Below are 25,922 nucleotides of genomic sequence, written 5' to 3'. Positions count from 1 at the left end.
GCGTCAGCCGAGGCCCAGCAGCCGGTTGCTGCTTTGTTCCAGCGTGTTGGCGCTGTCCATCATCTTTACCTGCATCTCGAAGTGGCGAGACAGCTCGATCATCCGGGTCAGCGCCTCGACGGTATTCACGTTGCTGCCCTCGAGCATGCCCGAGACCACCCGCACCTCGGCATCCGGCGGCGCCTCGCCGCCGTCGGCCATGCGGAACAGGCCGTCATCGCCGCGCTCCAGTTCATTCACGTCCGGGTTCACCAGGCGGATACGCTCGATCGCGGCCAGGGCCTCCGGCCCCACTCCCTGAGGGCGCACGCTGATCGTGCCGTCCGTGCCGATCTCGATCTTCTCCGACGGCGGGATCGCGATCGGGCCGCCATCCCCCAGGACCTGGTGCCCCTGTGCGGTGCGCAAGAGCCCGAACGCATCCACATGCAGGGAACCCGCCCGGGTGTAGCCTTCCTCGCCGTCCGGGCCCTGCACCGCGATAAAACCCTGGTCCTCGATCGCGATGTCCAGATCGCGACCGGTGCTTTGCATCTGGCCCTTGGAGAAGTCCGTGCCGTCGGTGCCCAGCTGTGCGTAGTCGCGCGAATCGAATACCGGACCCCGCACGGGGACGGTGTTCGCGTTGGCCAGTGCCTGGCGAAAGCCGTCGGTATTGGCATTCGCCAGGTTGTGGTTGTTGACCGACTGCGCGTGCATGGTCTCCTTCGCGCCGGACATCGCGATGTAGAGGAATCGATCCATGCCTGTGCCCTCGTGTCCCTGTCCCTGACCTAGCGGATGTTGATGATGGTCTGGGTGACCTGGTCGGCCGTGGAGATCGTCTGCGCGTTCGCCTGGAAGTTGCGCTGCGCGGTGATCAGATTCACCAGCTCCTGGGCGATATCGACGTTCGAGGCCTCCAGGGCACCGGCCTGGATCTCGCCCAGGTTGCCGGTGCCCGGAGAGGCAAACACTGGATCACCGGCCGCAAAGGTCTCGGCCCAGTTGTTGTTGCCCAGCTGCTCCAGGCCCTGTGGGTTGGTGAAGTTGGCCAGAGCGACCTGCCCCAGAACGGAAGATTGGCCGTTGGTGAAGCGCGCGAACACCACCCCGCTGGAATCGATGTCGACCCCCGTCAGCCGGCCCGAAGCGAACCCGTCCTGGCCAAGATCGTTCACCGCAAAGTCGCCACCAAACTGAGTGGTCCCGGCAAAGTCGATCGTCCCGTCCAGACCTTCAGCCCCGTTGGTAAAATCTTCCGTGGAGAACGGGAATTCCGTGTTGCCATCCAGCTGGCCACTGGCGTCAAAAGAGAGTTCGAAGCCTTCTTCCTCGTTGATCGGCTCGCCGTCAACGCTCATGAAGGCCGTCCACTCTCGTTCGTCGCTCTTCACGAAGTAGATGCGCGCATCGCGGGACGTCCCCAGCGAGTCATACACCGTCAGGGACGTCGAGTAGTTATAGCTGTCCGGATCATCGAACTCGAACTCGCCCGGATCCAGGATTGGAGCATCCGACTGGAGATTGACCAGAGCCTCAATGTCACTGGTAGCCTGCGGCGCGGAGGCCCCTGTCTGCAGACGCAAATCCCCAAGCTGTCCGGTATTGAAATCAGTATCCGTGCTGCCCGGGTTGATTGGCGGATAGCCCTGCAGCTGCTGACCCTGGTTGTTCACCAGGTTGCCGTCGCGGTTTACCTGAAACTCGCCAGCGCGCGTATAGACACGATTGCCACCATCGTTCATCACGAAAAAGCCCTCGCCATCAATCGCGAGGTCGAGACCGTTCTCGGTGAACTCCGTGCGTCCCTGCGAGAACTGCTGTGTCACCGCCATGAGACGCGAACCACCCCCAGTCGCGGTCTGGCTGACGCCACCAAAACTCTGCGCAAAGACATCACCGAACTCGGCGCGCGAGCGCTTGAAACCGGTCGTGCCGGCATTCGAGACGTTGTTGCCGGTGGTCTGCAGATCGGCCTGCGCCGAGTTCAGTCCGCTCAATCCGATATTGAAGGGCATACTGGTCTACCTCCGTTAGAGTCCGTCAGCTGCTGATGCGCCGGACATCCGAGAAATTGATCTCGCCCAGGCCACGGACCATCAGGCCCAGACTGGAATCGTCACCTACCGAAACACTCTCGACGCGGGCATCGAGGAACACATCTACTGCTTCATTGTCGGAACCGCTCTGGGCCGACGCGCGGAATTCATATACGCCCGGGGCCGCAGGCGTCCCGTCATCGCGCAGACCGTCCCAGGTGAATTCCTGCAGCCCCTCACTGGCCGAACCCAGATTCATGCTTCGGATGCGTTCACCCGTGGGGCTGTACACCTCGACCTGCAACTGCCCGGTCGACTGATCCAGATCCACGGCGCCGCGCACCGTGCCATCCGCACCCAACTCGCTGAAGTCGGTTGGGACAAGGACGTCCTTACCCACCAGGGAGGCCGCTTGCAGGGTCTGGCTCTGGCCCATGGACTGAGCGAGTTTCTCGAAGGACTTCGAAAGCTCTTCGATCCCCGTGACGGTCGAGAACTGAGCCATCTGACCGATAAACTCCCCGTTTTCCATCGGTTCAAACGGGTCCTGATTCTGCAGCTGGGTAGTCATCAGCTTCAGGAAATCGTCCTGACCCAGGCGATCCGTCTCCTTGTCGTCCTGCTTGGGACGTGACAGGCCCAAGCGGTCCAGCATTTCGGGTGATATCTGAGTCATGGGAGGCTCCGGTTTAGCCCTGGCCGATCTGCAGCGTTCGCTGCAACAGCTGGCGCGAGGTCTCCATCACCTCGACGTTCGCTTCGTAGTTGCGCGAGGCCGACATCATGTTGGCCATCTCCTCCACCACGCTGATCGCGGGACGGAAGATGTAGCCGTCTTCGTTGGCCTGCGGATGGTTTGGTTCGTAGTGCGCCTGTGGCGGCGCGCGCGACTCATCAATTCCCGCCACCCGCACGCCATTGGAGGCGCCGTTCGGATCGGCCTGGTTCATCACGGTCTGAAACAGCACCTGCTTCGCCCGGTAGGCCTCGTCGGGGTTGGTCGCCACGGTGTTGGCGTTGGCCAGATTCGACGCGACCGTATTCAGCCGCACCGACTGCGCGGTCAGCGCGGAGGCCGAGGTGTTGAACAGATTAAACAGATCACTCACGACATCACTCTCCTGTTCCCAGCGTTGGCGCGCGCATTAGCGCTCGCCCCGCAGAGCATCACGGATGCCGGAAACCCGGCGGTTCAGGAACTCGAGGCTGCTCTGGTACTGCAGGGAATTCTCGGCAAAGGCCGCCCGCTCCAGCTGCGGGTCCACCGTGTTGCCATCCAGAGACGGCTGCGACGGCACGCGATAAAGCGTCTCCATCGACCCGTTGGCACCACCCGCCCCGCCGGCGCCGATATGGCCCTGATGTGTGCTCGCCATCGGCATGTTGCCGCCCTCGCCGGCCGCCGCCTGCAGCACCGAGCGAAAGTCGATATCGCGCGCTTTGTAATTCGGCGTATCGGCATTCGCGATATTCGAGGCCAGCAGCTCCATCCGCTTCGCACGGACGTTCACCGCCTCCGGGAGAATGCCCATCGCCTTGTCGAGAGAGAGACTCATCCGTCGTACCCCGTCCGCCACTGGCGAACTTCAGGTTCCTCGGGACGAAACCGCTTCGCCCCGTACGACAGGGACAAAGCAATTGGTGTGCCACTATGGGCCGAAAGAGGTTGGGAGAGCAGCGCCGAGGGTGGCGCCCGGATCGCGGGAGCGACCGTATGGAAAGGCGGAAAGGGCCGATCAGCCCTTCAGGCGAAGGACGGAGCCGTACTCGGTGCGAACGGTTTCGAAGGCCTGGGTGTAAGGACCCGCTGTCTCGGAAGCGCCAAGAAACAGATAGCCACCGGGATTCATCTGGCGGGCAATTCCGTCAAGAACCTGTCGCTTGGTCTCGGCGGAGAAATAGATCAGCACGTTGCGACAGAACACGATGTCGAACTTGCCCAGCGCCGCATAGCTGTCGATCAGGTTGAGCTTCTGGAAACGGCAGCGGCGCTGGATCTCCGGGCGTACGCGATGGCCCTCCGCCACGGTCTCGAAGAAGCGGGCGCGCCGCGCCTCGCTCAGGCCACGGACGATGCTCAGCCCGTCGTACACCGCGCGCCGGGCATCGTCCAGAATCTTCTCCGAGAGATCCGTACCCAGGATCGATACCGGCACCACACGCTTGGGCCGCGATTCCTCCCACTCGGACGCCACCATCGAGATGCTGTAGGCCTCCTGTCCGCTGGAGCAGCCGGACGACCAGACCTTGATCCCTGCGCCTTTCTCCGCCCGTTCCGGGAGCAGTACATGGCGCAGGATCTCGAACGGGAAGCCATCGCGAAACCAGGAGGTTTCGTTCGTGGTCATCGCGTCGATCACACGCGTGCGCAGGCGCGGGTTGGGCGCCTGGCGCATTGCGTGCAGCAGCTCCGGCACACTCTTGTAGCCGAACTCGTCCAGCAGCCGCGACAGTCGGCTCGACACGAGATACTGACGACTGTCGCCCAGCACCAGGCCACAGCACTCGGAAAGAAAACGCGAGAACTCCTCGTAGTCACGCGAGTCGATCACGAAGTCATCCTTGAAAGTCGACGGTACGGGCGGACGGGCACGTTGATGACGAATCCTTGACAGCGTGTCGGAAAACCCGACTGGGGAACACGCGATCCCCCATGCCGGACGGATGCAGTATACGTGCAACCGCGCGGACGCCGACAGCATCCCAACGGGTGATCGATGCGGCGCGCCATGGCCGCTGATGTTCATGCGGCCGGCAATCCGTTACCGCTTCCATGCCGCCAGGGTCGACTCGGTCGACTAACGCAAACGGCGCAGGCACCGGCATCAGTCCTTGCGGGTCTGGTCAAGCACAGCCTCGGCCAGCTCGTCGGGGTTGAACTTGGACAGGAAGGCGTCGGCCCCGGCACGCTTGACCATATCCGTATTGAACTCCCCACTCAGTGACGAGTGCAGCAGAACCCGGAGGCCTTTCAGGCGATCGTTCGCACGAATTCGAGCGGTGAGGGTATAGCCGTCCATGCGCGGCATCTCGATATCCGAAATCACCAGCTCCACCACCTCGTCCACGGTGCCGGCCTCGGCCTGCTCCTCCAGGAAATCCAGCGCCTCGCGACCATCCTTGAAGACCACGTACTCCCAGCCCAGGCCCTTGATCGCACCCTCGATCTGCTTGCGCGCGACCACGGAGTCATCAACGATCACAATCTTGCGCTGTCCATGCTTGGCGCGTTCTTCCTCGGCCTCCGCGCGCACCGCGTCAGATACCGTGGATGGCAACGGGTTGACGATCGACAGTACCCGTTCGACGTCAATGATCTCGACCAGCTTGTTGTCGATCTCGGTGACCGCCACCAGAAACGACTCGCGCCCGGTCCCACGAGGCGGGGACTTCACGTCTTCCCAGTTAACGTTGACGATCCGGTCGACCGCGGACACCCAGAACCCCTGTACCGACCGGTTGAACTCGGTCACCACCACCTTGTGGTCGCCCGTTTCGCCCACGGCGGTACGCAGCCCCATCGCGCGCGCCAGATCGATGATGGGGACGGTTCCGCCGCGCAGGGTAGCCACACCACGCACCACACTCAGCGATCCGGGAATCTGCCGCAGCGGCGGCGACGGGATCACCTCGCGCACCTTGAATACGTTGATACCGAAAGTCTGCGAGCTCCCCAAATGAAACAGGAGCAGCTCCATACGGTTCTGCCCCACCAGCTGGGTGCGCTGATTCACATCGTCAATGAATTGACTCATTGTCCTGCTCTCCCCCTCGCCCAGCGGCCAGCCACCTCGACTCGCCGGCCCCAGTGTGCACCCCGCAGACCGACGCTGTCATGCCACAACCCGCCGTCGCATGCCGATTGCACGCGTTCTAGACCCGATAACGGCCGGCCGCTGTGACTCTTGAGGGTACGCTCCTGATTGCCTGGCATGTTTTCTGCTTGCACGTCTCTGCAAACCTCTCGAGTCCTGACAAGCCGACGCGCATCCAGACCAATGAACCAGTCAGCACGCAAACCTTCCATTCGCTCCTGGTGGCTTTCGGCCGCCATGGGCGTCGTTCTGGCCCTGGTCTCCATTGCGGCACAGGCCGAGATCGAGGCAGTGGAAAACATCCGCCTGGCGGCGGAGCGCTTCATCCAGGAGGAGTTGAACCTCACACCAGGCGACGAAGCGGTAGAGATTCAGATCGGCCGGCTGGACAACCGCCTGCGCCTGGCCCGATGCAGCGAGGCACTGGAGACCCGGTTCCCGCCCGGCGGGCGACGCGATGGCAATACGGCGGTACAGGTTCAGTGCGAGACCCCCGTCAGCTGGTCGATCTATGTGCCAGTCACGGTCGAGCGCTACGCCGAGGTGCTGGTCGCCAGCCGCAGCCTGCGACGCCAGCACACGATCCTCCCCGGCGATCTGCGCACCAAGCGAATTCAGACCTCTCGCCATGCGGGGAGCTATTTCGAGAACAAGGGCGAACTGGTGGGGCTGCAGACCCGGCGCAACATCCGGCCCGGTCAGATCCTGGGCCAGCAGCACGTCACCCAGCGCGAGGTGGTCAGCCGCGGCCAGCGCGTCACCATCCTGGCCGAGAACGGCTCGGTGGTGATCCGCATGCAGGGCGAGGCGCTGGAGAATGGCATCCTGGGCGATCGCATCCGCGTGAAGAACACCTCGTCCGGACGCGTCGTGGAAGGCGAGGTGCTCGAGTCCGGACATGTACGCGTTGCCCTGTAGAATGGCGGTGTGTCTCGTCACCATCCACAAACTGTGAAGCGAATCGAAAATTCACAGCTCAAGGGGCTACAGTTTCAGCCGGTGCTGCCGCTAACCCCTGCAGTAGAATTGCAAAAACAGGAAACCGAATAATGGATATCAAAGGCCCGAACTCCCCCGGCCTGCGCCCGGATGGCAACAGCTCGAGCGTGAAGGGCCGCGATGAGACCTCTCGCCCCGACGCAGGCGCCCAGGGCAATGCATCCTCACCCGTACGTCAGGATGACTCTGTCACCCTGACCGGCGCGGCGCAGGCAATGAACGCCGCCTCCGGGGCCGCCAGCAACGCCCCGTTCGACGAGGCGCGAGTCGCCGAGCTGCGCGAGGCCATCTCCAACGGTCAGTACCCGGTAGACAACGAACAGCTAGCCGATCGCATGATCGAGCTGGAAAGCCTGTTGCGCTAACAGAGACCCGACGATGTCGCCCGAACAACGCCACGCCTTCCTCCGCTCGCTGGAGGCCTCGATTCGGCTGAGCCACCAGATGGAGGACATCCTGCTGCAGGAGACCCGGGCGGTGGAATCACGGGCCGCCGAGACCCTGCGCGAAGTCGTGGCCCAGAAGCAGACGCTACTGCAGGAACTCGAAACCGAAAGCCGGCGACAGCGCGAGACGATCGAGGCCGCCGGCGAAACGTATACGCCCGAGGGACTTGCACGGCTGTTCGGTCGGCTCGAGGGAGGCGCCGAGCTGGACGACCACTGGCAGGCGCTACGCCGCTCGGTGGAGCGCTGCAATACCCTCAACCAGGGGAATGCCCGACTGATCGATCGCGACCGTCGTCGCGTGGAGATGTCCATCCAGATCCTGCGCGGCGAGGAACCCGGCCCGGCTCCCACCTACGACCCCTACGGCCGCACCCAGTCCGGCAGCCGTACCGGTCGGCGCATCACCCGCGCATGACCCGCGCGCGCTCTGCGCGACACCTCTCCGCCCTTCTCCGCCTCACACCCGGGGCTGGCATTCCGGACCGCTCGGCAGTACCGTGCGGCTTGGCCCAATAATTACAACAACGCCACGCATGGAAGAGACCGACTACACCGTCGACAAGCCGGAGCGGATTGCCGGCATCCTCAAGGATCTGGATCACAAGCTCACCCTCGTCAACGTCCGCCTCGACGACGATGGCCCGCTGTACAACTCCGCGCTGGTTCGCCTTGATTCCGGTGCACGCGAGCTCTTCCTCGACGAACTCACGCCCATCGAAGCGAATCGCCACGCCCAGGAAGGCACTGGCATGCGGGTATTCGCCAGCCTGCGCGGGGTGGCCGTACGCTTCTCCACCGCCGTCTCGCGCATCGAACGCGAGGACGCCGGGGCCCTTTACGTCTGCCCCTATCCCGAGACCCTGGAATATCTCCAGCGACGCGAGACCTTTCGCGTCCATATCCCGATCAGCGAGCGCCCGCGCGTCGAATTGCAGTACCGCGAATGGGAAGAGCCCGGTATCGGGGACCTGGCCGATCTTTCGGCCCAGGGGATGTGCGTGGAGGTACCACAAGACTGGGTCGAAACAATCGAGATCGGGACCCCGATGCGTTTCGAGAACCTGCTACTGCCCGAAGTTGGCGAACGCCTGGGCGGCGACCTGCGTCTGGCCAATCGCCGTCGCAGCCCGCGCGACGGATACGTGTATGCCGGCTTCCAGGTCACCGGCATGAACCAGTGGCTGGAGCGGCAGTTCAACATCGCCCTGCTGCACTATCAGCGCGAGGCGCGCCGGCGTTCGATGGAGTAACAGACGAGGCCAGTCTCTTCCCTCACTCCAGACACAAAAAAGGCCGCTCGATGCGGCCTCTTTTTTCACCTGAAGAATATCCTTCAAGTCGTTGAACTTGGTCGGGACGGCAGGATTTGAACCTGCGACCCTCTGCACCCCATGCAGATGCGCTACCAGACTGCGCTACGCCCCGAAGCCGCGAATCATATCCGATTCCCTGCCCCCACGAAAGGACCCGGACCAGAAGACCTCTCAGGCGCGCAATACACGCAACACCGATTCCAGCTCCGAGATCGTATCCTGGATGATCTGGCGTGCCTGCTGGCGATCACCCTTGGCCTCGTCGCCAGACAGCTTCTGTCGCGCGCCATTGATCGTATAGCCCTCTTCGTACAGCAGGGCCCGAATCTGGCGGATCAGGATCACGTCCTGGCGCTGGTAGTAGCGCCGATTGCCCCGCCGCTTGACCGGCTCGAGCATCGGGAACTCCTGTTCCCAGTAGCGCAGCACGTGAGGTTTCACCTGACACAGCTCGGCGACCTCGCCAATGGTGAAGTAGCGCTTGCCCGGGATCGCGGGCAGTTCCTGGTGGTTACTCGCTTCCAGCATAGCTTTCGACCCTCTCGCGCAGCTTCTGCCCCGGGCGGAAGGTGACGACGCGCCGCGCCGAGACCGGGATTTCCTCGCCGGTCTTCGGATTGCGCCCGGGCCGCTGGTTCTTGTCGCGAAGGATGAAGTTGCCGAAGCCGGAGAGCTTCACGCCCTCGCCCTCTTCCAGCGACTGGCGCATCTCCTCGAAGAACATCTCGACGAATTCCTTGGCCTCGCGCTTGTTCAGGCCCAGTTCTTCGTTCAGCGTGGCGGCAAGATCCGCCTTCGTCACTGCTGCCATGGAATCACTGCCTCAGGGTTGCCTGGAAGCGAGCGTGCAGATGCTCGACGACCTTGTCGGTGACGCTTGCCACGTCCTGTTCGCCTAGGGTGCGATCAAAAGCCCGCAAAATCAAGCCCAAAGCGAGGCTCTTCTCGTCCGGATTCAAGCCCTTGCCCTGGTAGACATCAAACAGCCGGACATCCTGCACCAGCTCCAGCCCCAGTTCTTCGATCGCGTTCAGCACATCACCGGCCGGAACGGTCTCCTGCACCACCAGGGCCAGATCACGCCGGATCGACGGATATGGCGACAGCGGTGCGAACTGCGCGACCGGTGCATGCAGGATCACCCAGGCATCGAGATCGAACAGATACACCGGCTCCACATCGAACCGCTTGCAAAGCGCCGGGTGCAGGCGACCGACCCAGCCGATGGGACGATCACCTGCCAGAATCCGCGCGGACTGCCCGTCGTGGAGCGCAGGATGTTTCTCCGATCGAAAGCCCAGCGGCGCTTCCACGGAGGCGCAAAGCGCCTCGACGACACCCTTGGCATCAAAGAAATCGATGCGGCGCGACGCGGTCTCCCAGTGCTCCGGCTGCGCCCGTCCGCCCAGCAGGCCCGCGAGACGCGGCTCCTGGCGCAGGCCGGAGGCATCCGGCACAAAACGCAGGCCATGCTCGAAAAGCCGCAGATCCGGCTGCTGGCGCGCCTGGTTATAGGCCGCCGTTGCGACCAGACCGGGCCACAGGCCGGGGCGCATCACCGCCAGGTCGCTGGAGATCGGGTTGGCCAGTGCCAGCGGCTCCACCGTGGGATAGAAGGCCCGCGAGGCCTCGGCATCGATAAAGCTGAAGCTGATGACCTCGTGAAACCCCTGGCTCGCCAGCTGATCGCGCAGACCACGCAAGGCCGGCGGCCTCTCGGCCGGCGCCACCGGGGACGGCAGACGCTGCGGCAGCCGGTCGTAGCCATGCACCCGGGCCAGTTCCTCGATCAGGTCTTCCTCGCGTTCCATGTCGAAGCGGGCACGCGGGGCCCGGACTTGCCAGCCGTCATCCGAGGAAGCGACCTGGCAACCCAGGGCGCCCAGGATGCGCTCGACCTCTTCATCCGCGAACGTCGTCCCCAGCAGCCGTTCGATGCGGGGCCGGCGCAGTCGAATCGCTTGGGCGAAATGAGACGACGGCAGCTCGCCGACACGCTCCACCGGCCCGCACTGCCCGCCACAGATCTCCATCAACAGACGCGTAGCACGCTCCATGGCCCGCTCGACCAGGGTCGGATCCACACCACGTTCAAAGCGATGCGAGGCATCGGTGTGCAGGCCATGGGCCCGCGCGCGCCCGGCCAGCGCCAGCGGGGCAAAGTGGGCACACTCGAGCACCACCCGCGTCGTGTCGTCATCCACGGCGCTGTCGGCGCCGCCCATGATCCCCGCCAGCGCCACCGCAGTGGTGGCGGAGGCGATTACCAGGTCCTGCTCGGCGAGCTCGACTTTCTGGTCCCCGCCCAGCAGGGTCAGCGCCTCGCCGGAGCGCGCCCAGCGCACCTCGATGGTGTCACCCAGACGGCCCGCGTCGAACGCATGCAGGGGCTGCCCGAGTTCCAGCATCACGTAGTTCGTGACATCCACGATTGCGCTGAGCGGACGCACCCCGGCCCGCCGCAGGCGCTCGGTCATCCACAAAGGCGTGGACGCACGCGCATCCAGACCGTCGAGCACGCGCGCCGCGTACAGCGGGCAGGCCTCGGTATCCTCGACCCGGATCGCAACACGTGCGTCCAGTTCCGCCCCGGCCGGCTCGGCCACGTTCTCGTTCAGCGGCCGATCGAGCAGCGCCGAGCATTCACGGGCAATCCCCCGCATCCCGAGACAGTCGGCGCGGTTCGGGGTCAGGTCCACCTCCAGGATGTGATCATCCAGGCCCAGTGCCGCGCGCAGATCCGCGCCGATCTTGAGGTCCGCGGGCAGTGCGAGCAGGCCCTCGGCGTCCTCCGCAAGGCCCAGTTCGCGTGCCGAACACAGCATGCCCGCGGAGGCGACGCCTCGCAGCTTGGACTTCTTGATCTTGAAGTTGTCGGGCAGCACCGCGCCAACCACGGCGACCGGCGCCACCATGCCCTCGTGCACATTGGGCGCGCCGCAGACGATGGTCAGCGGTTCGGCCTCCCCAACATCGACCTGGCAGACACGCAGGCGATCGGCATCCGGATGCGGCTCCACCTTCGCCACCCGGCCCACGCGCACACCACTGAACGCGGGTGCCGCCGCCTCGATCGCGTCCAGCTCCAGCCCCGCCATGGTCAGGCGGTGGCCCAGCTCCTCGGGGGTCTCGTCGATCTGCAGCCAGTCCCGCAGCCACTGAATACTGATGCGCATTAGCCGGTCCGTCCGAATTGGCGAATGAATCGGATGTCGTTGTCGAAGAACAGGCGCAGGTCATTCACGCCGTGGCGCAGCATCGCCATCCGCTCGACCCCGAGGCCGAAGGCAAAGCCGGTGTACTGTTCCGGGTCGATGCCCACATGGCCCAGCACGTTCGGATGCACCATGCCGCAGCCCATCACCTCCAGCCAGCCGGTATGACTGCAAACCCGGCAGCCATCGCCACCGCAGTGCACGCACTGGATATCGACCTCGGCCGAGGGCTCGGTGAACGGGAAATACGACGGACGAAAGCGCGTGGCCAGGTCGTCGCGGTCGAAGAAGCTCTGCAGGAACGCGCTCAAGACCCCACGCAGATCCGCGAAGGTAATGTCCTCGTCCACGCAGAGCCCCTCCACCTGGTGAAACATCGGGCTGTGCGTCAGATCGGAGTCGCAGCGATAGACCCGCCCCGGCGCAATGACGCGCAGCGGCGGCTTCTGCTGTTCCATGGTCCGGATCTGAACCGGAGAGGTATGGGTGCGCAGGACGCGGTGGGCGTCGAAGTAGAACGTGTCGTGCATCGCCCGCGCGGGGTGATGTTCGGGGATGTTCAGCGCCTCGAAGTTGTGGAAGTCGTCCTCGACCTCGGGCCCTTCGGCCACGCGGAACCCCAGCCCGGCGAAGAATGCCTCGATGCGCTCCAGGGTGTGGGTGATCGGGTGCAGCGAGCCCTCGGGCAGGCGGCGCCCTGGCAGGGTCACATCCACCTGCTCGCTGGCCAGCTGCTCGGCCAGGGCGCTGTCCGCCAGGGCCTGCTTGCGGGCCTCGATCAGGCCGGCGACCTCGGTCTTGGCCTCGTTGACCTTCTGGCCGGCGGCCGGACGCTCCTCCGCCGGCAGCTTGCCGAGCTCCTTCAGCTGAGCGGTAATCGAGCCCTTCTTGCCCAGGTACTGCACCCGGACATCATCCAGCGCCTTCAGGTCAGTGGCCGCCTCGATGCGGTCGCGGGCCTCGGCGACGAGCTGTTGCAGTTGCTCCACGTGCATTCCCCGAAAGTGACGGGGCGGCGGTTGCCCGCCGTCCCGGTGTTCCCTGTTCCCGAAACAAAAAAGGGAGGGCGTCGACCCTCCCCTTTCCGGGACCCGCCAGGCAGCGCCCGGCGGGTAATCCTGCAGGACCTCGTCAGGCCGGCAGTGCAGCCTTGGCCTGTTCGGCGATCTTGCCGAAGGCGGTCAGGTCGTGCACGGCCAGATCGGCCAGGCTCTTGCGGTCGATCTCGATCTCGGCCTTCTTCAGACCCGCCATCAGGCGGCTGTAGGAGAGATCGAACTGACGGGCCGCCGCATTGATGCGGACGATCCACAGCGACCGGAACTGGCGCTTTTTCTGGCGACGGTCACGGTAGGCATACTGGCCGGCCTTGATGACGGCCTGGTTGGCAACGCGGAAGACGTTCTTCCGGGCGCCGTAGTAGCCCTTGGCCTGTTTGAGGACCTTCTTGTGACGGGCGTGAGCGGTTACACCGCGCTTGACTCGTGGCATGTCTTTCTTCCTCGGTCAGATCAACGGTACGGCAGCATTTTGCGCACGGCGGCGACATCCGCCTCGTGCACCATGGCCGGACTGCGCAGTTGACGCTTACGCTTGGTGGATTTCTTGGTCAGGATGTGGCTGCGGTGCGACTGGAACCGCTTGAACTTCCCAGACCCGGTACGGGCGAAGCGCTTGGCCGCACCCCGATTGGTCTTGATCTTTGGCATTGCTCTCTCCGGCATTTTGGGCCGTACCCGATTCGGGCCGGCCGTTTATGGGAGGACCGGCAGGTATGCGGAGACCTGCGCGATCCTTGTTGTCTGACCGGCCTACTTCTTCTTGCCGGTCAGCACCATGATCATCTGGCGTCCTTCCATCTTCGGCCGCTGCTCGACGACCGCGATATCGGACATGTCCTGCTCGATCTTGTCCAGCAGCTCGCCACCCAGCTCCTGGTGGCGCATTTCGCGACCGCGGAAGCGGATGGTCACCTTGCCCTTGTCGCCGCCCTCGATGAAGCGGCGCAGGTTGCGAATCTTGACGTTGTAGTCGCCCTCGTCCGTACCCGGACGGAACTTCACTTCCTTGATCTGGATCTGTTTCTGCTTCTTCTTGGCTTCCTGCGCCTTCTTCGCCTGCTCGAACTTGAACTTGCCGTAGTCCATGATCCGGGCTACGGGCGGTTCTGCATTCGGTGAGATCTCGACCAGGTCCAGACCGCTCTCCTGGGCCATTTCCAGGGCCTCTGCAGTACTGCAGACGCCGCGATTCTCGCCCTCGGCGTCGATCAGTCGGATTTGCGGGCACGTGATCTGATCGTTCAGGCGGACCGTTTTCGCTGCGCTAATAGCCTTCTCTCCAATTCAAGGTTCAGTGTTGGCGACTGGCGACCTCCTCCCGGAGGCGCTCGCCGAAGGCCTCGACGCTCATTACGCCCAGGTCTTCTCCGCTTCGTGTACGCACCGCGACCTGCCCGTTTTCCATTTCCTTGTCTCCAAGGACCAGCAGGTACGGCACGCGCTTGAGCGTGTGCTCGCGAATCTTAAAGCCGATCTTCTCGTTTCTCAAGTCGGACTCGACCCGGAATCCCTTGTCCCGTAGCGTCTTGGTGACCTCGCGGGCATAGTCGTCCTGGCGTTCGGTGATGGTCAGCACCTCGGCCTGCACCGGGGCCAGCCAGGTCGGGAAGTGCCCGGCGTAGTGCTCGATCAGCACGCCGAAGAAGCGTTCCACCGAGCCCAGCAGCGCGCGGTGGATCATGATCGGGCGCCGACGCTCGTTGTCTTCGGCCACGTATTCCATGTCGAAGCGCTCGGGCAGGTTGAAGTCCAGCTGCACCGTGGAGCACTGCCATTCGCGGCCGATCGCGTCGTGGATCTTGATGTCGATTTTCGGCCCGTAGAAGGCGCCACCGCCCTCGTCCACCGAGTATTCCAGCCCCTTCTTCTCGATCGCCGAGCGCAACGACGCGGTCGCGTGCTCCCAGATCTCGTCGGAGCCGACCGCATCTTCCGGTTTGGTCGAGAGGTTCACATCGAACTTCTCGAACCCGAAGGTCTGCAGGACCTCCAGCGTCAGGTCGATCACCGCCATCACCTCGGCCTCGATCTGGTCCTCGCGGCAGAAGATATGGGCGTCGTCCTGGGTGAAGCCGCGCACACGCATCAGCCCGTGCAGCGCGCCGGACATCTCGCGACGGTAGACCGTGCCCATCTCCGCCCAGCGCAGCGGCAGATCGCGGTAGGAATGCAGCCGGTCCTTGTACATCAGCACGTGGAACGGGCAGTTCATCGGCTTGAGCTGGAAGGCCTGGTGCTCGTCCTCCATCGGCTCGTACATGGACTCGGCGTAGAAGTCCGCGTGGCCGGAGGTCTTCCACAGCTCCAGGTTCGCGATGTGCGGCGACACGACGAAGTCGTAACCCGCCTTCTCGTGCATGTCGTACCAGTACTTCTCGATCTCGCGGCGGATGCGCGCGCCCTTCGGGTGCCAGAACACCAGGCCGCCGCCGGCCTCGTCCTGGATCGAGAACAGGTCCAGCTCCTGACCGATCTTGCGGTGATCGCGGCGCTCGGCCTCCTTCAGGCGTTCCAGGTATTCCTTCAGCTGGTCCTTGTTCGCCCAGGCGGTCCCGTAGATACGCTGCAGCATCTCGTTGTCGGAGTCGCCGCGCCAGTAGGCACCGGCCACCTTGGTCAGTTTGAAGGCCTTCAGCTTGCCGGTTGACGGGATATGCGGGCCGCGACAGAGATCGACAAAGTCGCCCTGCTTGTACAGCGAGATGTTCTCGCCCTGCGGGATGGAGGCGATGATTTCGGCCTTGTACTCTTCTCCCATGTCGCGGAAGTACTTCACCGCCTCGTCGCGATCCATCAGCGAGCGCTCCACCGGCAGGTCCTGCTTCGCCAGTTCCTTCATGCGCTTCTCGATCTTCTCCAGATCCTCCGGCGTGAAGCCGCGGTCGTAGGCGAAGTCGTAGTAGAAGCCGTTCTCGATGGTCGGGCCGATGGTGACCTGGGCCTCGGGAAAGAGCTGCTTGACCGCCTGCGCCATCAGGTGCGCGGTCGAATGCCGGATGATCTCCACCCCCTCCGGGTCGCGGTCGGTCACGATCGCGAGTTCGGCGTCGGCGTCGATCTCGTGGCGGGCATCGACCAGCTGGCCGTTCACCTTGCCGGCCAGGGTCGCCTTGGCGAGGCCCGGACCGATGTCCTTGGCCACATCCAGCACGGTGACTGGATGATCGAACTCGCGGCGGCTGCCGTCGGGGAGGGTTACTGCGGGCATTGCGAGGCTCCTTCGCCGACCCATACGCGGGGTCGAACGTCGCGTGTCTAAAATTGGACTTGCCGGAAACGACAACGGCGCGAAGCGTATCACACGCCCCGCGCCGCGGCAGGTTTCCCGGCCTGCAGCCGGGATTCCCGGATAGCCCCTTACATGTTCTCTTCGATGAACAGATAGGTCCGGTTCACGTTGGGTCGATGCCAGTCGTCGTAGTGGCGCAGGTGCTTGAACTCTTCGAGATCGGACAGGCGTTCCACCACCTCGTCCAGGGACTCCCAGTCCTCGATACCTGCTCCGACCTCGCGCACCAGCAGTTCCAGGTAGTCACCCGTGTCCTGGCGCGCCTCGGCCATGTCCGTCGCGCGGCCATGACCCGGTACAACGATCTCGGGATCGATGGACTCCAGGTGCCGGAAGGCCTCCAGCTTCTCCACCGGGTTACTCCAGGGATGGATGCCCAACATGCGTTCGGTGTAGACGATGTCGCCGGTGAACACGACATCCTCGCCCGGCAGGTGGACCATGATATCGCCCGGGAAGTGGGCGTCCCCGGCATAGATCAGTTCGAAGTCCACCCCGCCGACCGTCAGGGTGTGTTCGTCCGCGTCAATCGGATTCGGGGCCGGGACTGGCTCGGTCCCTTCCATGGCCTCTTCTCCCACGGTATTCGCCAGGGACTCGATCTGCCCCTCGCCGCGTTCGGCCTGCGTGGACGCAGTGCGCTGCAGGGCGACCAGTTCCGCACCCTGCTCGTGGAAGTAGCTGTTGCCCAGCCAGCGGTGATCCTGCGAACCCACCGAGATCACATGCGTGATCGGCTGATCCGTGACCTCGGCGATCGCCCTGGCCATGCGTTCGGCGACCTTGTAGCTCGGCCCCGAATCGATCAGCACGACGCCGTCGTCAGTGACGACGAAGCCCGTGTTATTGGTGAAGCCGAGATTCTCCGGCGTGCGGTTCTCCAGCGAACCGTAGAAGTACCAGACGCGATCCGTCAGCTGGATCGGCTCCAGTACCTTCTCGATGGGGCGATCGCGCGGCTCTTCTTTCTCTTCCTCGGCCTGGGCCAACAGGGCCAGGCCCATCAGCACAACGGCTAGCACTGGCCATACGGTCCAGCGCCCTTTCAATTGCCTATCCATCCAAACATCCTCAATAAGCGGGTTTCGCCCCCCGGTTGGAGAGCCTGCGAACGCGTCGCGTGTACCCCGGCCTTCGAACGCCCGTTCGGACCGTTATTGGTTTTCGGCGATTATATCCGCTTTCGCGCATATCTAGACAGGGTTCACATCAGCGCCGCGGCTGCGAGTCCCCTGTCGAACCATGCAGGGCACGCACGACCCACCGCGCCACCAGCGGAAACAGGCCCACCGCGACCAGAGAGGCAATCAGACCGGGCGAAAAGATCCCCTCGGGCCCGTCCAGACGACTGATCTGCGTACCGGCATTGGCAAAGACGATCGTCGCCGGGAGCATGCCCAGCTGCGACACCCAGTAGTACGTCCACGTCCGGATGCGCATCAGGCCCATGCCTGCATTGATCACAAAGAAGGGGAAGGCCGGCGTCAGGCGCAGCGCGAACAGGTAGTAGGCCCCCTCGCGCTCGAAGCCACGGTTGATGGGTTCCAGCCGGTCTGCGAATCGGCGCTGCAGGGGCTCGCGAGCGATGGTGCGCGCCACCAGAAACGTCAGCGTCGCGCCCAGTGTGGAGGCAAAGGACGACAGCACACTACCCCAGAACACCCCGAAGATGGCCCCGCCCGCCAGCGTCATGATCACGATACCGGGCAACGACAGCGCCGCGACCACCACATAAACGAGGAAGAACACCACCGCCGCCAACAGCGGCCGGGCCGCACGCTGGTCCTCCAGATCCCCCTGGGCTGCCTGCAGGCGCTCGAACTCCAGGAAACGGCCAAAGTCGAGCGCGAAGAACGCGATCAATGCGGCCACCGCAAGGATCGCCACCACCCAGTACGCTCGATTCACCTGCCCTCTCCCGATACGCATTCGTCAAAACGCTGGACCCGGACGCTGCCCGCGTGCGTACATTGGCCGCATGAATACACAGCCCCACCCATACGATGCCCTCAAACCCACCGTGATTCTGGACGCGGTGGAAACCACCGGCCTGCGCTGCGATGGCCGCCTGCTTGCCCTGAACAGCTACGAGAACCGGGTGTATCAGATCGGCATCGAGGATGCGACGCCGGTCATTGCCAAGTTCTACCGGCCCGGCCGCTGGACCGACCGCGCGATCCTCGAGGAGCATGCATTCAGCCAGGAGCTGGCCGCGCGGGAGGTCCCCGTCGTCGCGCCGCTGGTCGCAGACGACGGGGCAACCCTGCACCATCATCAGGGCTTTCGCTTCGCGGTTTATCCGCGCTGCGGCGGGCGTACGCCGGACCTGGAGCAGTCGGACACGCTGCAGCGCATCGGGCGGTTCATTGCGCGAATCCACGAAGTGGGCCTCAGCGCCTCATTCCACGAACGCATCACGCTGGAGCCGGTGGCACTGGGCGAACAGGCGCGGCAGGACGTGCTCGCCTCCGGCTACCTGCCCCCCGAGTTGCAGTCAGTCTATCGCGACCTCAGCGCGGACCTGATCAGCCGCATGCAGCGAAACACCGAGGCGGTGGGCCCCGTCCCGCAGCTGCGGCTGCATGGCGACACCCACCCGGGCAACATCCTGTGGACCGACGACGGTCCCCACTTCGTCGACCTCGACGACGCCTGCAATGGGCCCGCGATGCAGGATCTTTGGATGTTCCTCTCCGGGGAGCCACCGGAGATGGCATCACAGCTGCGCGACCTGCTGGAGGGTTACGAGACGTTCATGCGCTTCGACCGCCGCGAGCTGGGCCTGATCAGCACCCTCCGCACGCTGCGCATCATGCGCCACGCCGCCTGGCTGGCCCGCCGGGCGGATGATCCCGCGTTCGTCGACGGATTCCCGGTGTTCTACACCCCGCGCTACTGGGAGGAACACATCCTGACCCTTCGCGAACAAGCCGCCGCCCTGGACGAGCCCGCACTGGAACTGGACAGCCCGGGGGCCGCGGCCAGGGACTACTGGGATCTTTAAGGAGACGCTGATTTGATCGCACGTCCGCGTTGGTGCCCACTGTTATCCGAGACAACGCGCGTCGTGTAACGGGCAATGGTTTTACCCGCAAGCGGTGCAACGCAGGATCAGGGAAACTGGGGCGCCAACCCACAAGCCATTCAATGCAGGGGCTCGGCCGCCCGCCGTTATCCAAAACGGGCGCGCACACGGCGCTGCGGCTCCCTTGTGCAGAATGACTGCACGGCAGTCACTGCGCCTTGTTCGCACGCAAAAGGGACGAAGCAGCAAGCGTGTACATTAATCAATGTTTCTCTCAGCGAACACTAATCAAGCGGTCGCGCACCTGCGATCGCCCCCAGGCCCCGATAGTGTTCCAGCAGTTGCCGCCCGCTCTCCAATAACTCGGGACCGGGCTCGAGGCCAAAATCCTCCGCTACCCGGCGAAGCTGCTGGTCACCCGCTGCCGGCTCCTCGCAGACCCGCCACAACAGCCGTGCTCCCAGCGGGTTCAGCTCGGCAAAGCGTACGCGCTCGTCCTCGCCACGATAGGCCAACAGGTAGGTGGGCACATCACCCGGCTGCTGGGGGCAGTGGTCCGGCCCAATCCGATGCACCGGGAACTCGTAAGCCAGCAGTCGCGCGGCGGACGAAAACACCGGGACCCCCGTCAGCAGATCGCCCTGCGGATCCACGTCGCCCGAGGGCTGCGCATCGCTGTAGACGAGCTCCGTCTCGACCCGTTCGTAGTGCGCCAGCTCGGCCAGAAACGGCCAGTCGCCCGGAAGCAGCCTCCGCTCCTCGGCCAGGTACTGGACGAATTCCTCCGCCAGCCGCGGGAAATACGGCGTATGACAGCCATGGTCGCGATAGAAATCGCGCACCAGCGCTGCCCACGCCTCCTCCCCGAAGATCCGCCGGATGACCGGGAACCCGCGCCCGAGCAGATTACGAATGTTATTGATAAACAGGCGCCGGTAGATCGCCAGCCGGCGGTCCTCGATACCCTCCGGGGGCGGGTGGCGCTCCGGGTCGCGCAGGTGCCGGGCGAGGACCTGCTGCAACTCCTGAAAATCGGGTTCAGCCATGGGCCTGCAGGGATGCGCGCTTCCCGGCCGCGGTGACCTGAAGTGCGCGGATGCGGTCCGTTTCCTCCAGCAAGACCTCCAGCGCCGGGAAGTTGAAGTCCCGCTCCAGCAAGGTCGGCACCGGGCCGATCCGTTCGTAGGTCGCCTCCAGCAGATCCCATACGTCCCCGCAGACCGGCTGGCCATGTGTGTCCACGCGCAGATCCGGCGCTTCTTCCTCGTGGCCGGCGATGTGGATGTAGCGCACGCGCTCCAGCGGCAGACCATCGAGGAACTCGACCGGGTCATAGCCGTGGTTGATGCTGTTCACGTAGATGTTGTTCACATCCAGCAACAGCTCGCAGTCGGCTTCGTCCAGCACCGCCCGGAGGAACTCCAGCTCGCTCATCCGGGCCCCGACCGGGGTGTAGTAGGAAACATTCTCCAGTGCCATGCGCCGGCCGATCGTCTCCTGTACCTGGAGCACGCGACGGGCCACATGCCGCACGGCTTCTTCGGTAAACGGGATCGGCATCAGGTCGTAGAGGTGACCCTTTTCGTCCCCGCAGGCCGAGAGGTGTTCGGTGTAGTCCTCGATGTCATGCGTATCGAGGAACCGGCGCAGATCGGCCAGAAAGTCCATGTCCAGGGGTCGTGGCCCGCCGATGTCCAGGGAAAGCCCGTGACAGACGAACGGGTGGGCCTCGGTATATTCGCGGAAAGTACGGCCCAGGCGCCCGCCAAGGTGCATCCAGTTCTCCGGCGCAGCCTCGAAAAACCCGAGCCGCTCCAGCGACTCGGGTGCCGCGGCCAGCGGCTCCAGTAGTGCCCGCCGCAGGCCGAGCCCGGCACCGCGTACGCGGGCCGGGCGTACGGGCTGGATGGCTTCAGCCGCCACAGGTCCCCTCGCCACAGGAACCTTCCGAGTCCTTTTCTTCCCCGTTGGCGCCACAGCTACCCTCGCCACAGGAACCTTCGGAGTCCTTGGGCTCGCTATCGGCGCCACCGCAGGTGCCTTCACCACAGGAACCCTGGGCCAGCATGTGAGGGGCTGAAGATCCCTGCTGATACCCGTGGTTCAGATCCACCGCGGCGAAGGCCGGGCTGGAACCCATGGCCAGGCCGATCGCGGCGGTACCCACCACGCCGGCCAGGGTCTTTTTCGAGAACAGTTCTTGTTTCATGATGCAACTCCTTCGTCGCTTAACGTTAGGGGCAAAATGCCCGCCTTGCCAATGGTTGCTGTTTTGCACAGCTCCATTGGCGATCCCCTGTCCTCCATCCTCCTGGCTATCCCCTGTCCATCATCCTCCTGCGGATGTAGAAATCGATGCTCAGGTAGCGGCCGGCGCCCCAGAAGAAGATCATCAGCAGCATGATGAAGTACGTCGCGGCCATCTCGATTCCGCTGTTCACGATCGCGAAGCTCCCGTACTCGGTCAGCCAGTCCCAGTTGCCGTGCTCCCGCAGGATGGAACGCGCGCGGCTCAGCCGTTCCTGGGCCGCTTCCACTCCCGAGCAGTTGAACAGGCACATCATCGGGTCGGAGATGCGCTGCCATCCGTTCTCCAGATGGGCCGTGACCGCCGCGACGATCATCGTGACCATCAGGGGAATGGAGAACCAGCGCGCGGCAATACCCAGCAGCAGGGCGATCGCACCCAGGACCTCGGCATAGGCGGCCAGCAGCACCATCAGGTACGGAAACGGCATCCCCAGCCCCCAGTCCGGGTTGCCAAACCACATCACCACGCTTTCTTTCGGCAGGAAGCCGTCGAGCTTGTTGGTGCCGGCCATCCAGAACACCGGCGCGAGATACAGGCGAATCAGCAGCGGCGCCAGAAAATCCGCTCCGCGCGTCATGTCCAGCCACCGCTGGAATCGGATGCCCGCCCGCAACGCCATAGCGTTCATCGCCTCGTCCTCGATTCTTCCGTTGAACTGACTTAAAGCCTAGCCAGCCCTTCGGACAATCGTGAGAACCGTCGCGCCGGCATTTATGTCCGATCGTCCGGGGCGGAGCCAAGACGCCTGCGATGCCGTACATTGATCAGCGTTTCCTCGACAGGAGCGAACCCCTCATGGACATGAGCCGGATCATGCCGCGCGAGGACACGCTGTCGTCCGTCCTCTCGGCCTACAACCTGCGCGCACGGATCGACACCAACCCCCGTCTGTGCGGCCAGTGGCAGCTCAGCACCACCGGTTCCGGGCATGCGAGCTTTCACCTGATCAGCGAAGGGGGCTGTTACCTGCACATGGAGGACTGCGAGCCACTGTGGCTGGATGCGGGCGACATGCTGCTCCTGCCCCACGACGACTGGCACCTGCTGGCGAGCGAGCCTTCATTCGAGGACCGGGACAATCACCTGAATCTGCTGGACCCGTCCGACCCCGAACCCGGCTCGACACAGCTGTTATGCGGTCACTTCGAATTCGATTCCGGGCGCCGGAATCCGATCCTGGCGGCCCTGCCCGACCGCGTGATCGTGCGCCACGCCGAGAGCGGCGAGCGGCTGGCGCGGCTGGCCGATCTGATGCGCCTGGAACTGTCAGAGCAGTCCGCCGGCTATCGGCCGGTACTCGATCGTCTGGCGGATACCCTGTTCGTAATGACGGTGCGCCACTACGTCTGCCATTACCAGGAGCATCCAGAACAGTGTCTGATCGCGGCCCTCGCGGACGACCGTATCCGCCGTGCCCTCGATGCGCTGCACGCACGGCCCGAGGAGAACTGGACGGTCGAGGGCTTGGCGCAGGAGGCCGCGATGTCGCGAACGAGTTTCGCCGCGCGTTTCAGCGAGCTGGTCGGGCAGGCCCCCATCGACTACCTGACCCAGTGGCGCATGGTCCTGGCCGAACGGCTGCTGCGCGATCCGAGGGCATCGGTGGCCAGCGTGATGGAACAGGTCGGCTATGGCTCGGAGCCGGCCTTTCGCAAGGCCTTCAAGCGCGTCCACGGGTACGGCCCCGGGCGTATCCGGCGCCTGTTCTCGCGCCTGACTCGCGCGCACTGAAACACCGCGGTACCGGGCTTTCAGCGACCCGCAGGCGCCTCCCAGTGCTCGTCCTGCATCACGTCATCCAGTGGCGTGGCGGCCAGGTGGTTGGTGTAGTTCGAGAGGGTCTTCAGCGCGACCGCGAGGATCACATCCAGGATCGCCGCCTCGTCGAACCCCGCCCGGCGAAACGCCTCGAGTTCGGCATCGGGGACCGCGCCGCGATGCTCGAGTACCGCCACCACGAACCGGCGCAGGGCCTCGAGCCGCTGGTCGGGCACAGGTTGGTCCTCCCGCAGCGCGTCGACGACTGCATCGGGCAGACCCGCCATCCGTCCCGTCATGGAGTGCGCGGCCATGCAGTAATGACATTCGTGGAACCGACTGATCGTGAGTAGCGCAACGCTCTGTTCCTCGGGGGACAGGCTGCTCTGGCTCAACCGCTCGGTCAGGTCCAGGTAGGCCGAGGCCGCCGCCGGGCTGCTGGCCATCACGCGAATCAAATTCGGCACCAGCCCCAGCACCTTCCCGGATCGCTCGAAGGCCTCCGGCGCGCTGCCGGGTGTTCTCAGTGGAAATTCCATCGTCATATACCTCCAGGGAACCACGGATCAATGGTTCCCTCGCTCTTCGTCGTCGGCGGGCCTGGCCGGCAGCAGGGTTTCCAGTGCCGGCAACAGATGCAGGACCGTATCCGCGTCCTGCCGCGCCTTGGCCAGCAGCAGCACACCCTCGACCTGCGCCAGCCACTGTTCCGACAGACGGGCACTATCCGACGCCTGCGGGAGTTCACCGCGCTGCGCGGCGGTCTCGATCGCTCGCTGGAAATGGCCGCGCAGAGCCTCCAGGTGCGCGGCCACGGCCTCTCGAACCGCCGAATTCCAGTTCGCCAGCTCCAGCGCCAGGTTCCCGAACGGGCAGCCGGGGAGCTCCCCGACCTCCCCCTGGGCGCGGATCTCGAACTGATACAGGCGATCAACAAACCGCCCGAGGCGGTCGCGCAGAGGCAGGTCGCATTCCAGCGACGGCCGCAGTACCTCGCGTTCGAGCTCGCGATAAAGCGTCTCGAGCATCTCCAGTACCAGGGCGTCCTTGCCGGGAAAAAAGTGATAAAGGCTGCCCTTCTTCACGCCAGCGTGCGCACAGATCTCGGCCACGCCGACGGCGCCGTAGCTGCGGCCAAGGATCAGCGACCGTGCGGCGGCGATCAGGGCGTCGCGTGTCCGGGTTGGGGTGAATGCATCGGCCATACATTGAAGAATAGTTGACCGGTCGGTAAATTGGAAAGCATCGGATATCTAGCGAGGCCACCATGTCCATCCCGGTTATCAACGCGCAGGCGGTCACGATTCCGGTTCGCTACGAGGACAGCTGGCAGGACGGCTTCGGCGCCCGCGGCTGGAAGCTGGACGTCGCCGGGCTGGGCGCCGACGTGATTGCCGCAACTCCCTATTGCGGGGATCGCATTCCGACCTCGGTGTTTGTCCATGACATCGTCGACCATCTCCTGTGCGGTTTCAGTCTGTCCGGTTACGTCGACGAGGCCGCGGCCCTGATCCAGCTCTCCCTGCGAACCCACTCTGACCCCGTCCCGGACTATCAGCAGATGGTCGACGAAGATCTGATCCCGGGGCTTAGCCAGCACGATGACTGGGTCGAGCTCCTGCCGGCCTCGCTCAACGTCTCCCCCGAGAGCGTCGGGGACCCCGGCCTCCTCCTGAACGAGCTTCGCGACAAGCTGGGTGACGGGGCCCTGCGCGCCCTGCTGACCGCCGGGTTCGTCCGCGAAGGCTGGAAACGAGCGGAAGATGCCCGGCACTACTGGGAGGGGCTTGGCCTGCGTTATCCGGACCGCGGCACGACCGCCCTGGCACTACAGGAGCTATTCGAGTGGATGGATGCCACGGTGCGCGAACAACTGTGGATGCACGCGACTGGACAATTCCTGATCCATCGCGAGCACGTGACCTTCCGGTTTTCCCGGCCTGAGGGCGCAGGGCATCGGTCAGTAAATGTCGCTTCCGGTCATTGAAGCCGACCCACAAGACCGCAGATCTGCGCCCAGGCTTCACGCCTGCAGGTCAAAGTGCGATCCGAGGTGCTCGTTGGAGTTGGACTGCACCGAGCCGTCGGGCATGAAGGTCTGGCCCATGTCCGCTTCGTCGTCCGGATCGGCGTCCATCTGGGGGGCATCGTCGGCCTGCGGGGCCCCGTTGACCTGGCCGCCGGCCAGCGGCATCGCGGTGGCCTGCGTCGGCGGCGTCGCATTAAGGCCCTGGGGCGCGAATGCCGCCTCGTGTGCCGACGGGGCCTGTGTGGTGGACGCCGGCTGGGCCACATGTGGGGAAGTCGAGACGGCCGCGCCCTGTCCATTGACCTGACCGTTCGCCTGCGCTTGCGTGGCGGCCTGGGCCTGCTGTGCCGGCTGTGCGTGCGCCGCCTGCCCAGCCTGCCCGGCCTGCCCGGCCTGCGCCGGTCGGTGGCCAGCCTGCCCGGCGTTGTTCGGGCTTTGCGCCGAATGGACCGGCCGCGCCAGCGCCGCCTGATTCATTCCGATGCCGTCGATCATGAGGTGCTCCCGGTTTTCGTTGCACCCGGCACCCAAGCAGCGACCATGCCAGAACACTGGTGTTTTCCGTGAAGGGCGCCATGAGGCGCTCCCCGGGCGCCCGCCCCATGTCGCTGTCTTGTCCGGTGCGGCAAGCACGATC

At 64.5% G+C, this 25,922-nt stretch carries 31 protein-coding genes and 1 tRNA gene; 7 read left to right on the top strand and 25 right to left on the bottom strand.

The window, feature by feature from the left end; translation table 11 throughout:
* Positions 1–3: 3 nt before the first annotated feature.
* The 7 genes from flgF to F467_RS0107075 all read right to left on the bottom strand — a co-directional run bounded on the left by flgF (position 4) and on the right by F467_RS0107075 (position 5,776).
* Positions 4–744, bottom strand: coding sequence for a flagellar basal-body rod protein FlgF (gene flgF, locus F467_RS0107105; RefSeq protein ID WP_018139143.1), 741 nt, complete (start codon positions 742–744; stop codon positions 4–6).
* Positions 745–773: 29 nt separating this feature from the next.
* Positions 774–2,000 (bottom strand): flagellar hook protein FlgE, encoded by a 1,227-nt coding sequence (flgE, locus tag F467_RS0107100; protein WP_018139144.1) that lies wholly within the window; start codon positions 1,998–2,000, stop codon positions 774–776.
* A 25-nt stretch (positions 2,001–2,025) separates the two neighbouring features.
* Positions 2,026–2,697, bottom strand: coding sequence for a flagellar hook assembly protein FlgD (locus F467_RS0107095; RefSeq protein ID WP_026182219.1), 672 nt, complete (start codon positions 2,695–2,697; stop codon positions 2,026–2,028).
* 13 nt (positions 2,698–2,710) lie between these two features.
* Positions 2,711–3,130: a flagellar basal body rod protein FlgC gene (gene flgC / locus F467_RS0107090; protein WP_018139146.1), complete on the bottom strand. Its 420-nt coding sequence runs from the start codon at positions 3,128–3,130 to the stop codon at positions 2,711–2,713.
* Between the two features lie 36 nt (positions 3,131–3,166).
* Positions 3,167–3,577 (bottom strand): flagellar basal body rod protein FlgB, encoded by a 411-nt coding sequence (flgB, locus tag F467_RS0107085; RefSeq protein WP_012982336.1) that lies wholly within the window; start codon positions 3,575–3,577, stop codon positions 3,167–3,169.
* 180 nt (positions 3,578–3,757) lie between these two features.
* The gene (locus tag F467_RS0107080) at positions 3,758–4,573 is read right to left on the bottom strand and encodes a protein-glutamate O-methyltransferase CheR (protein WP_018139147.1); all 816 of its coding nucleotides are present in this window, start codon (positions 4,571–4,573) and stop codon (positions 3,758–3,760) included.
* A 273-nt stretch (positions 4,574–4,846) separates the two neighbouring features.
* Positions 4,847–5,776 carry a chemotaxis protein gene (locus F467_RS0107075; RefSeq protein WP_018139148.1) on the bottom strand — a complete coding sequence of 310 codons (930 nt, stop codon included), beginning with the start codon at positions 5,774–5,776 and terminating at the stop codon, positions 4,847–4,849.
* Positions 5,777–6,019: 243 nt separating this feature from the next.
* On the opposite strand from F467_RS0107075, the gene flgA reads away from it, so the two are divergent.
* The 4 genes from flgA to F467_RS0107055 all read left to right on the top strand — a co-directional run bounded on the left by flgA (position 6,020) and on the right by F467_RS0107055 (position 8,534).
* On the top strand, positions 6,020–6,754 hold the full coding sequence (flgA, locus tag F467_RS0107070) for a flagellar basal body P-ring formation chaperone FlgA (protein WP_018139149.1): 735 nt from the start codon (positions 6,020–6,022) through the stop codon (positions 6,752–6,754).
* Positions 6,755–6,885: 131 nt separating this feature from the next.
* Positions 6,886–7,200 carry a flagellar biosynthesis anti-sigma factor FlgM gene (gene flgM / locus F467_RS0107065; RefSeq protein WP_018139150.1) on the top strand — a complete coding sequence of 105 codons (315 nt, stop codon included), beginning with the start codon at positions 6,886–6,888 and terminating at the stop codon, positions 7,198–7,200.
* A gap of 13 nt (positions 7,201–7,213) precedes the next feature.
* Positions 7,214–7,699, top strand: coding sequence for a flagella synthesis protein FlgN (locus F467_RS0107060; RefSeq protein WP_018139151.1), 486 nt, complete (start codon positions 7,214–7,216; stop codon positions 7,697–7,699).
* A 118-nt stretch (positions 7,700–7,817) separates the two neighbouring features.
* A complete protein-coding gene (locus F467_RS0107055) occupies positions 7,818–8,534 on the top strand; it encodes a flagellar brake protein (RefSeq protein ID WP_018139152.1) in 717 nt (238 codons plus the stop codon).
* 98 nt (positions 8,535–8,632) lie between these two features.
* On the opposite strand, the gene F467_RS0107050 is transcribed toward F467_RS0107055, so the two are convergent.
* From F467_RS0107050 to F467_RS0107000, 11 genes are all read right to left on the bottom strand, one after another.
* Positions 8,633–8,709, bottom strand: a tRNA-Pro gene (locus tag F467_RS0107050).
* Positions 8,710–8,768: 59 nt separating this feature from the next.
* Entirely contained in the window at positions 8,769–9,125 is a 357-nt protein-coding gene (locus F467_RS0107045) for a MerR family transcriptional regulator (protein ID WP_012982329.1), read from the bottom strand.
* Positions 9,109–9,408, bottom strand: a complete 300-nt coding sequence (locus tag F467_RS0107040) for an integration host factor subunit alpha (RefSeq protein ID WP_018139153.1) — start codon at positions 9,406–9,408, stop codon at positions 9,109–9,111. The genes F467_RS0107045 and F467_RS0107040 overlap by 17 nt, the downstream gene beginning before the upstream one ends.
* A gap of 4 nt (positions 9,409–9,412) precedes the next feature.
* Positions 9,413–11,773, bottom strand: a complete 2,361-nt coding sequence (gene pheT / locus F467_RS0107035) for a phenylalanine--tRNA ligase subunit beta (protein ID WP_018139154.1) — start codon at positions 11,771–11,773, stop codon at positions 9,413–9,415.
* Positions 11,773–12,801: a phenylalanine--tRNA ligase subunit alpha gene (gene pheS / locus F467_RS0107030; RefSeq protein WP_038038722.1), complete on the bottom strand. Its 1,029-nt coding sequence runs from the start codon at positions 12,799–12,801 to the stop codon at positions 11,773–11,775. Before pheS ends, pheT begins: the two co-directional genes overlap by 1 nt.
* 142 nt (positions 12,802–12,943) lie before the next feature.
* Complete coding sequence (gene rplT / locus F467_RS0107025; protein WP_018139156.1) at positions 12,944–13,303, bottom strand: 50S ribosomal protein L20; 360 nt, start codon at positions 13,301–13,303, stop codon at positions 12,944–12,946.
* A gap of 20 nt (positions 13,304–13,323) precedes the next feature.
* Positions 13,324–13,521: a 50S ribosomal protein L35 gene (gene rpmI / locus F467_RS0107020; protein WP_018139157.1), complete on the bottom strand. Its 198-nt coding sequence runs from the start codon at positions 13,519–13,521 to the stop codon at positions 13,324–13,326.
* Between the two features lie 102 nt (positions 13,522–13,623).
* Positions 13,624–14,157 (bottom strand): translation initiation factor IF-3, encoded by a 534-nt coding sequence (infC, locus tag F467_RS0107015; protein ID WP_081601214.1) that lies wholly within the window; start codon positions 14,155–14,157, stop codon positions 13,624–13,626.
* Positions 14,158–14,164: 7 nt separating this feature from the next.
* Complete coding sequence (thrS, locus tag F467_RS0107010) at positions 14,165–16,081, bottom strand: threonine--tRNA ligase (protein WP_018139158.1); 1,917 nt, start codon at positions 16,079–16,081, stop codon at positions 14,165–14,167.
* A gap of 149 nt (positions 16,082–16,230) precedes the next feature.
* Complete coding sequence (locus F467_RS0107005) at positions 16,231–17,223, bottom strand: MBL fold metallo-hydrolase (RefSeq protein ID WP_038049707.1); 993 nt, start codon at positions 17,221–17,223, stop codon at positions 16,231–16,233.
* A 148-nt stretch (positions 17,224–17,371) separates the two neighbouring features.
* Complete coding sequence (locus F467_RS0107000; RefSeq protein ID WP_018139160.1) at positions 17,372–18,052, bottom strand: TVP38/TMEM64 family protein; 681 nt, start codon at positions 18,050–18,052, stop codon at positions 17,372–17,374.
* Positions 18,053–18,140: 88 nt separating this feature from the next.
* On the opposite strand from F467_RS0107000, the gene F467_RS0106995 reads away from it, so the two are divergent.
* Entirely contained in the window at positions 18,141–19,166 is a 1,026-nt protein-coding gene (locus tag F467_RS0106995) for a serine/threonine protein kinase (RefSeq protein WP_018139161.1), read from the top strand.
* A gap of 305 nt (positions 19,167–19,471) precedes the next feature.
* Here F467_RS0106995 and F467_RS0106990 read toward each other — a convergent pair whose 3' ends face one another.
* The 4 genes from F467_RS0106990 to F467_RS0106975 all read right to left on the bottom strand — a co-directional run bounded on the left by F467_RS0106990 (position 19,472) and on the right by F467_RS0106975 (position 22,117).
* Complete coding sequence (locus F467_RS0106990; protein WP_018139162.1) at positions 19,472–20,233, bottom strand: DUF2063 domain-containing protein; 762 nt, start codon at positions 20,231–20,233, stop codon at positions 19,472–19,474.
* A complete protein-coding gene (locus F467_RS0106985) occupies positions 20,226–21,110 on the bottom strand; it encodes a DUF692 domain-containing protein (RefSeq protein ID WP_018139163.1) in 885 nt (294 codons plus the stop codon). Before F467_RS0106985 ends, F467_RS0106990 begins: the two co-directional genes overlap by 8 nt.
* On the bottom strand, positions 21,100–21,396 hold the full coding sequence (locus F467_RS0106980; RefSeq protein WP_018139164.1) for a hypothetical protein: 297 nt from the start codon (positions 21,394–21,396) through the stop codon (positions 21,100–21,102). Before F467_RS0106980 ends, F467_RS0106985 begins: the two co-directional genes overlap by 11 nt.
* 106 nt (positions 21,397–21,502) lie before the next feature.
* Complete coding sequence (locus F467_RS0106975) at positions 21,503–22,117, bottom strand: DoxX family protein (RefSeq protein WP_018139165.1); 615 nt, start codon at positions 22,115–22,117, stop codon at positions 21,503–21,505.
* Positions 22,118–22,293: 176 nt separating this feature from the next.
* Here F467_RS0106975 and F467_RS0106970 point away from each other — a divergent pair, with 176 nt between their 5' ends.
* A complete protein-coding gene (locus tag F467_RS0106970) occupies positions 22,294–23,229 on the top strand; it encodes an AraC family transcriptional regulator (RefSeq protein ID WP_018139166.1) in 936 nt (311 codons plus the stop codon).
* Positions 23,230–23,249: 20 nt separating this feature from the next.
* On the opposite strand, the gene F467_RS0106965 is transcribed toward F467_RS0106970, so the two are convergent.
* Positions 23,250–23,801, bottom strand: coding sequence for a carboxymuconolactone decarboxylase family protein (locus tag F467_RS0106965; protein ID WP_018139167.1), 552 nt, complete (start codon positions 23,799–23,801; stop codon positions 23,250–23,252).
* Positions 23,802–23,822: 21 nt separating this feature from the next.
* The gene (locus F467_RS0106960) at positions 23,823–24,461 is read right to left on the bottom strand and encodes a TetR/AcrR family transcriptional regulator (RefSeq protein WP_018139168.1); all 639 of its coding nucleotides are present in this window, start codon (positions 24,459–24,461) and stop codon (positions 23,823–23,825) included.
* A gap of 62 nt (positions 24,462–24,523) precedes the next feature.
* Here F467_RS0106960 and F467_RS0106955 point away from each other — a divergent pair, with 62 nt between their 5' ends.
* On the top strand, positions 24,524–25,243 hold the full coding sequence (locus tag F467_RS0106955; protein ID WP_018139169.1) for a hypothetical protein: 720 nt from the start codon (positions 24,524–24,526) through the stop codon (positions 25,241–25,243).
* A 36-nt stretch (positions 25,244–25,279) separates the two neighbouring features.
* Here the strand turns inward: F467_RS0106955 and F467_RS0106950 are convergent, their stop codons facing one another.
* A complete protein-coding gene (locus F467_RS0106950; RefSeq protein ID WP_026182221.1) occupies positions 25,280–25,780 on the bottom strand; it encodes a hypothetical protein in 501 nt (166 codons plus the stop codon).
* Between the last annotated feature and the right edge of the window lie 142 nt (positions 25,781–25,922).

Origin of the sequence: Thioalkalivibrio sp. ALJ12, assembly GCF_000378305.1 — a bacterium.
In the GTDB taxonomy this organism is placed as follows: domain Bacteria; phylum Pseudomonadota; class Gammaproteobacteria; order Ectothiorhodospirales; family Ectothiorhodospiraceae; genus Thioalkalivibrio.
This window is presented reverse-complemented; position numbering and strand designations above follow the sequence as displayed.

Bases quoted from the DNA above. Each gene is read 5' to 3' on its own strand.
- flgF (WP_018139143.1), bottom strand. From the start codon at position 744: ATGGATCGATTCCTCTACATCGCGATGTCCGGCGCGAAGGAGACCATG.
- flgE (WP_018139144.1), bottom strand. From the start codon at position 2,000: ATGCCCTTCAATATCGGATTGAGCGGACTGAACTCGGCGCAGGCCGAT.
- F467_RS0107095 (WP_026182219.1), bottom strand. From the start codon at position 2,697: ATGACTCAGATATCACCCGAAATGCTGGACCGCTTGGGCCTGTCACGT.
- flgB (WP_012982336.1), bottom strand. From the start codon at position 3,577: ATGAGTCTCTCTCTCGACAAGGCGATGGGCATTCTCCCGGAGGCGGTG.
- F467_RS0107075 (WP_018139148.1), bottom strand. From the start codon at position 5,776: ATGAGTCAATTCATTGACGATGTGAATCAGCGCACCCAGCTGGTGGGG.
- flgA (WP_018139149.1), top strand. From the start codon at position 6,020: ATGAACCAGTCAGCACGCAAACCTTCCATTCGCTCCTGGTGGCTTTCG.
- flgM (WP_018139150.1), top strand. From the start codon at position 6,886: ATGGATATCAAAGGCCCGAACTCCCCCGGCCTGCGCCCGGATGGCAAC.
- F467_RS0107060 (WP_018139151.1), top strand. From the start codon at position 7,214: ATGTCGCCCGAACAACGCCACGCCTTCCTCCGCTCGCTGGAGGCCTCG.
- F467_RS0107055 (WP_018139152.1), top strand. From the start codon at position 7,818: ATGGAAGAGACCGACTACACCGTCGACAAGCCGGAGCGGATTGCCGGC.
- F467_RS0107045 (WP_012982329.1), bottom strand. From the start codon at position 9,125: ATGCTGGAAGCGAGTAACCACCAGGAACTGCCCGCGATCCCGGGCAAG.
- F467_RS0107040 (WP_018139153.1), bottom strand. From the start codon at position 9,408: ATGGCAGCAGTGACGAAGGCGGATCTTGCCGCCACGCTGAACGAAGAA.
- pheT (WP_018139154.1), bottom strand. From the start codon at position 11,773: ATGCGCATCAGTATTCAGTGGCTGCGGGACTGGCTGCAGATCGACGAG.
- rplT (WP_018139156.1), bottom strand. From the start codon at position 13,303: ATGCCACGAGTCAAGCGCGGTGTAACCGCTCACGCCCGTCACAAGAAG.
- rpmI (WP_018139157.1), bottom strand. From the start codon at position 13,521: ATGCCAAAGATCAAGACCAATCGGGGTGCGGCCAAGCGCTTCGCCCGT.
- thrS (WP_018139158.1), bottom strand. From the start codon at position 16,081: ATGCCCGCAGTAACCCTCCCCGACGGCAGCCGCCGCGAGTTCGATCAT.
- F467_RS0107005 (WP_038049707.1), bottom strand. From the start codon at position 17,223: ATGGATAGGCAATTGAAAGGGCGCTGGACCGTATGGCCAGTGCTAGCC.
- F467_RS0106995 (WP_018139161.1), top strand. From the start codon at position 18,141: ATGAATACACAGCCCCACCCATACGATGCCCTCAAACCCACCGTGATT.
- F467_RS0106990 (WP_018139162.1), bottom strand. From the start codon at position 20,233: ATGGCTGAACCCGATTTTCAGGAGTTGCAGCAGGTCCTCGCCCGGCAC.
- F467_RS0106980 (WP_018139164.1), bottom strand. From the start codon at position 21,396: ATGAAACAAGAACTGTTCTCGAAAAAGACCCTGGCCGGCGTGGTGGGT.
- F467_RS0106975 (WP_018139165.1), bottom strand. From the start codon at position 22,117: ATGGCGTTGCGGGCGGGCATCCGATTCCAGCGGTGGCTGGACATGACG.
- F467_RS0106970 (WP_018139166.1), top strand. From the start codon at position 22,294: ATGGACATGAGCCGGATCATGCCGCGCGAGGACACGCTGTCGTCCGTC.
- F467_RS0106965 (WP_018139167.1), bottom strand. From the start codon at position 23,801: ATGACGATGGAATTTCCACTGAGAACACCCGGCAGCGCGCCGGAGGCC.
- F467_RS0106960 (WP_018139168.1), bottom strand. From the start codon at position 24,461: ATGGCCGATGCATTCACCCCAACCCGGACACGCGACGCCCTGATCGCC.
- F467_RS0106955 (WP_018139169.1), top strand. From the start codon at position 24,524: ATGTCCATCCCGGTTATCAACGCGCAGGCGGTCACGATTCCGGTTCGC.
- F467_RS0106950 (WP_026182221.1), bottom strand. From the start codon at position 25,780: ATGATCGACGGCATCGGAATGAATCAGGCGGCGCTGGCGCGGCCGGTC.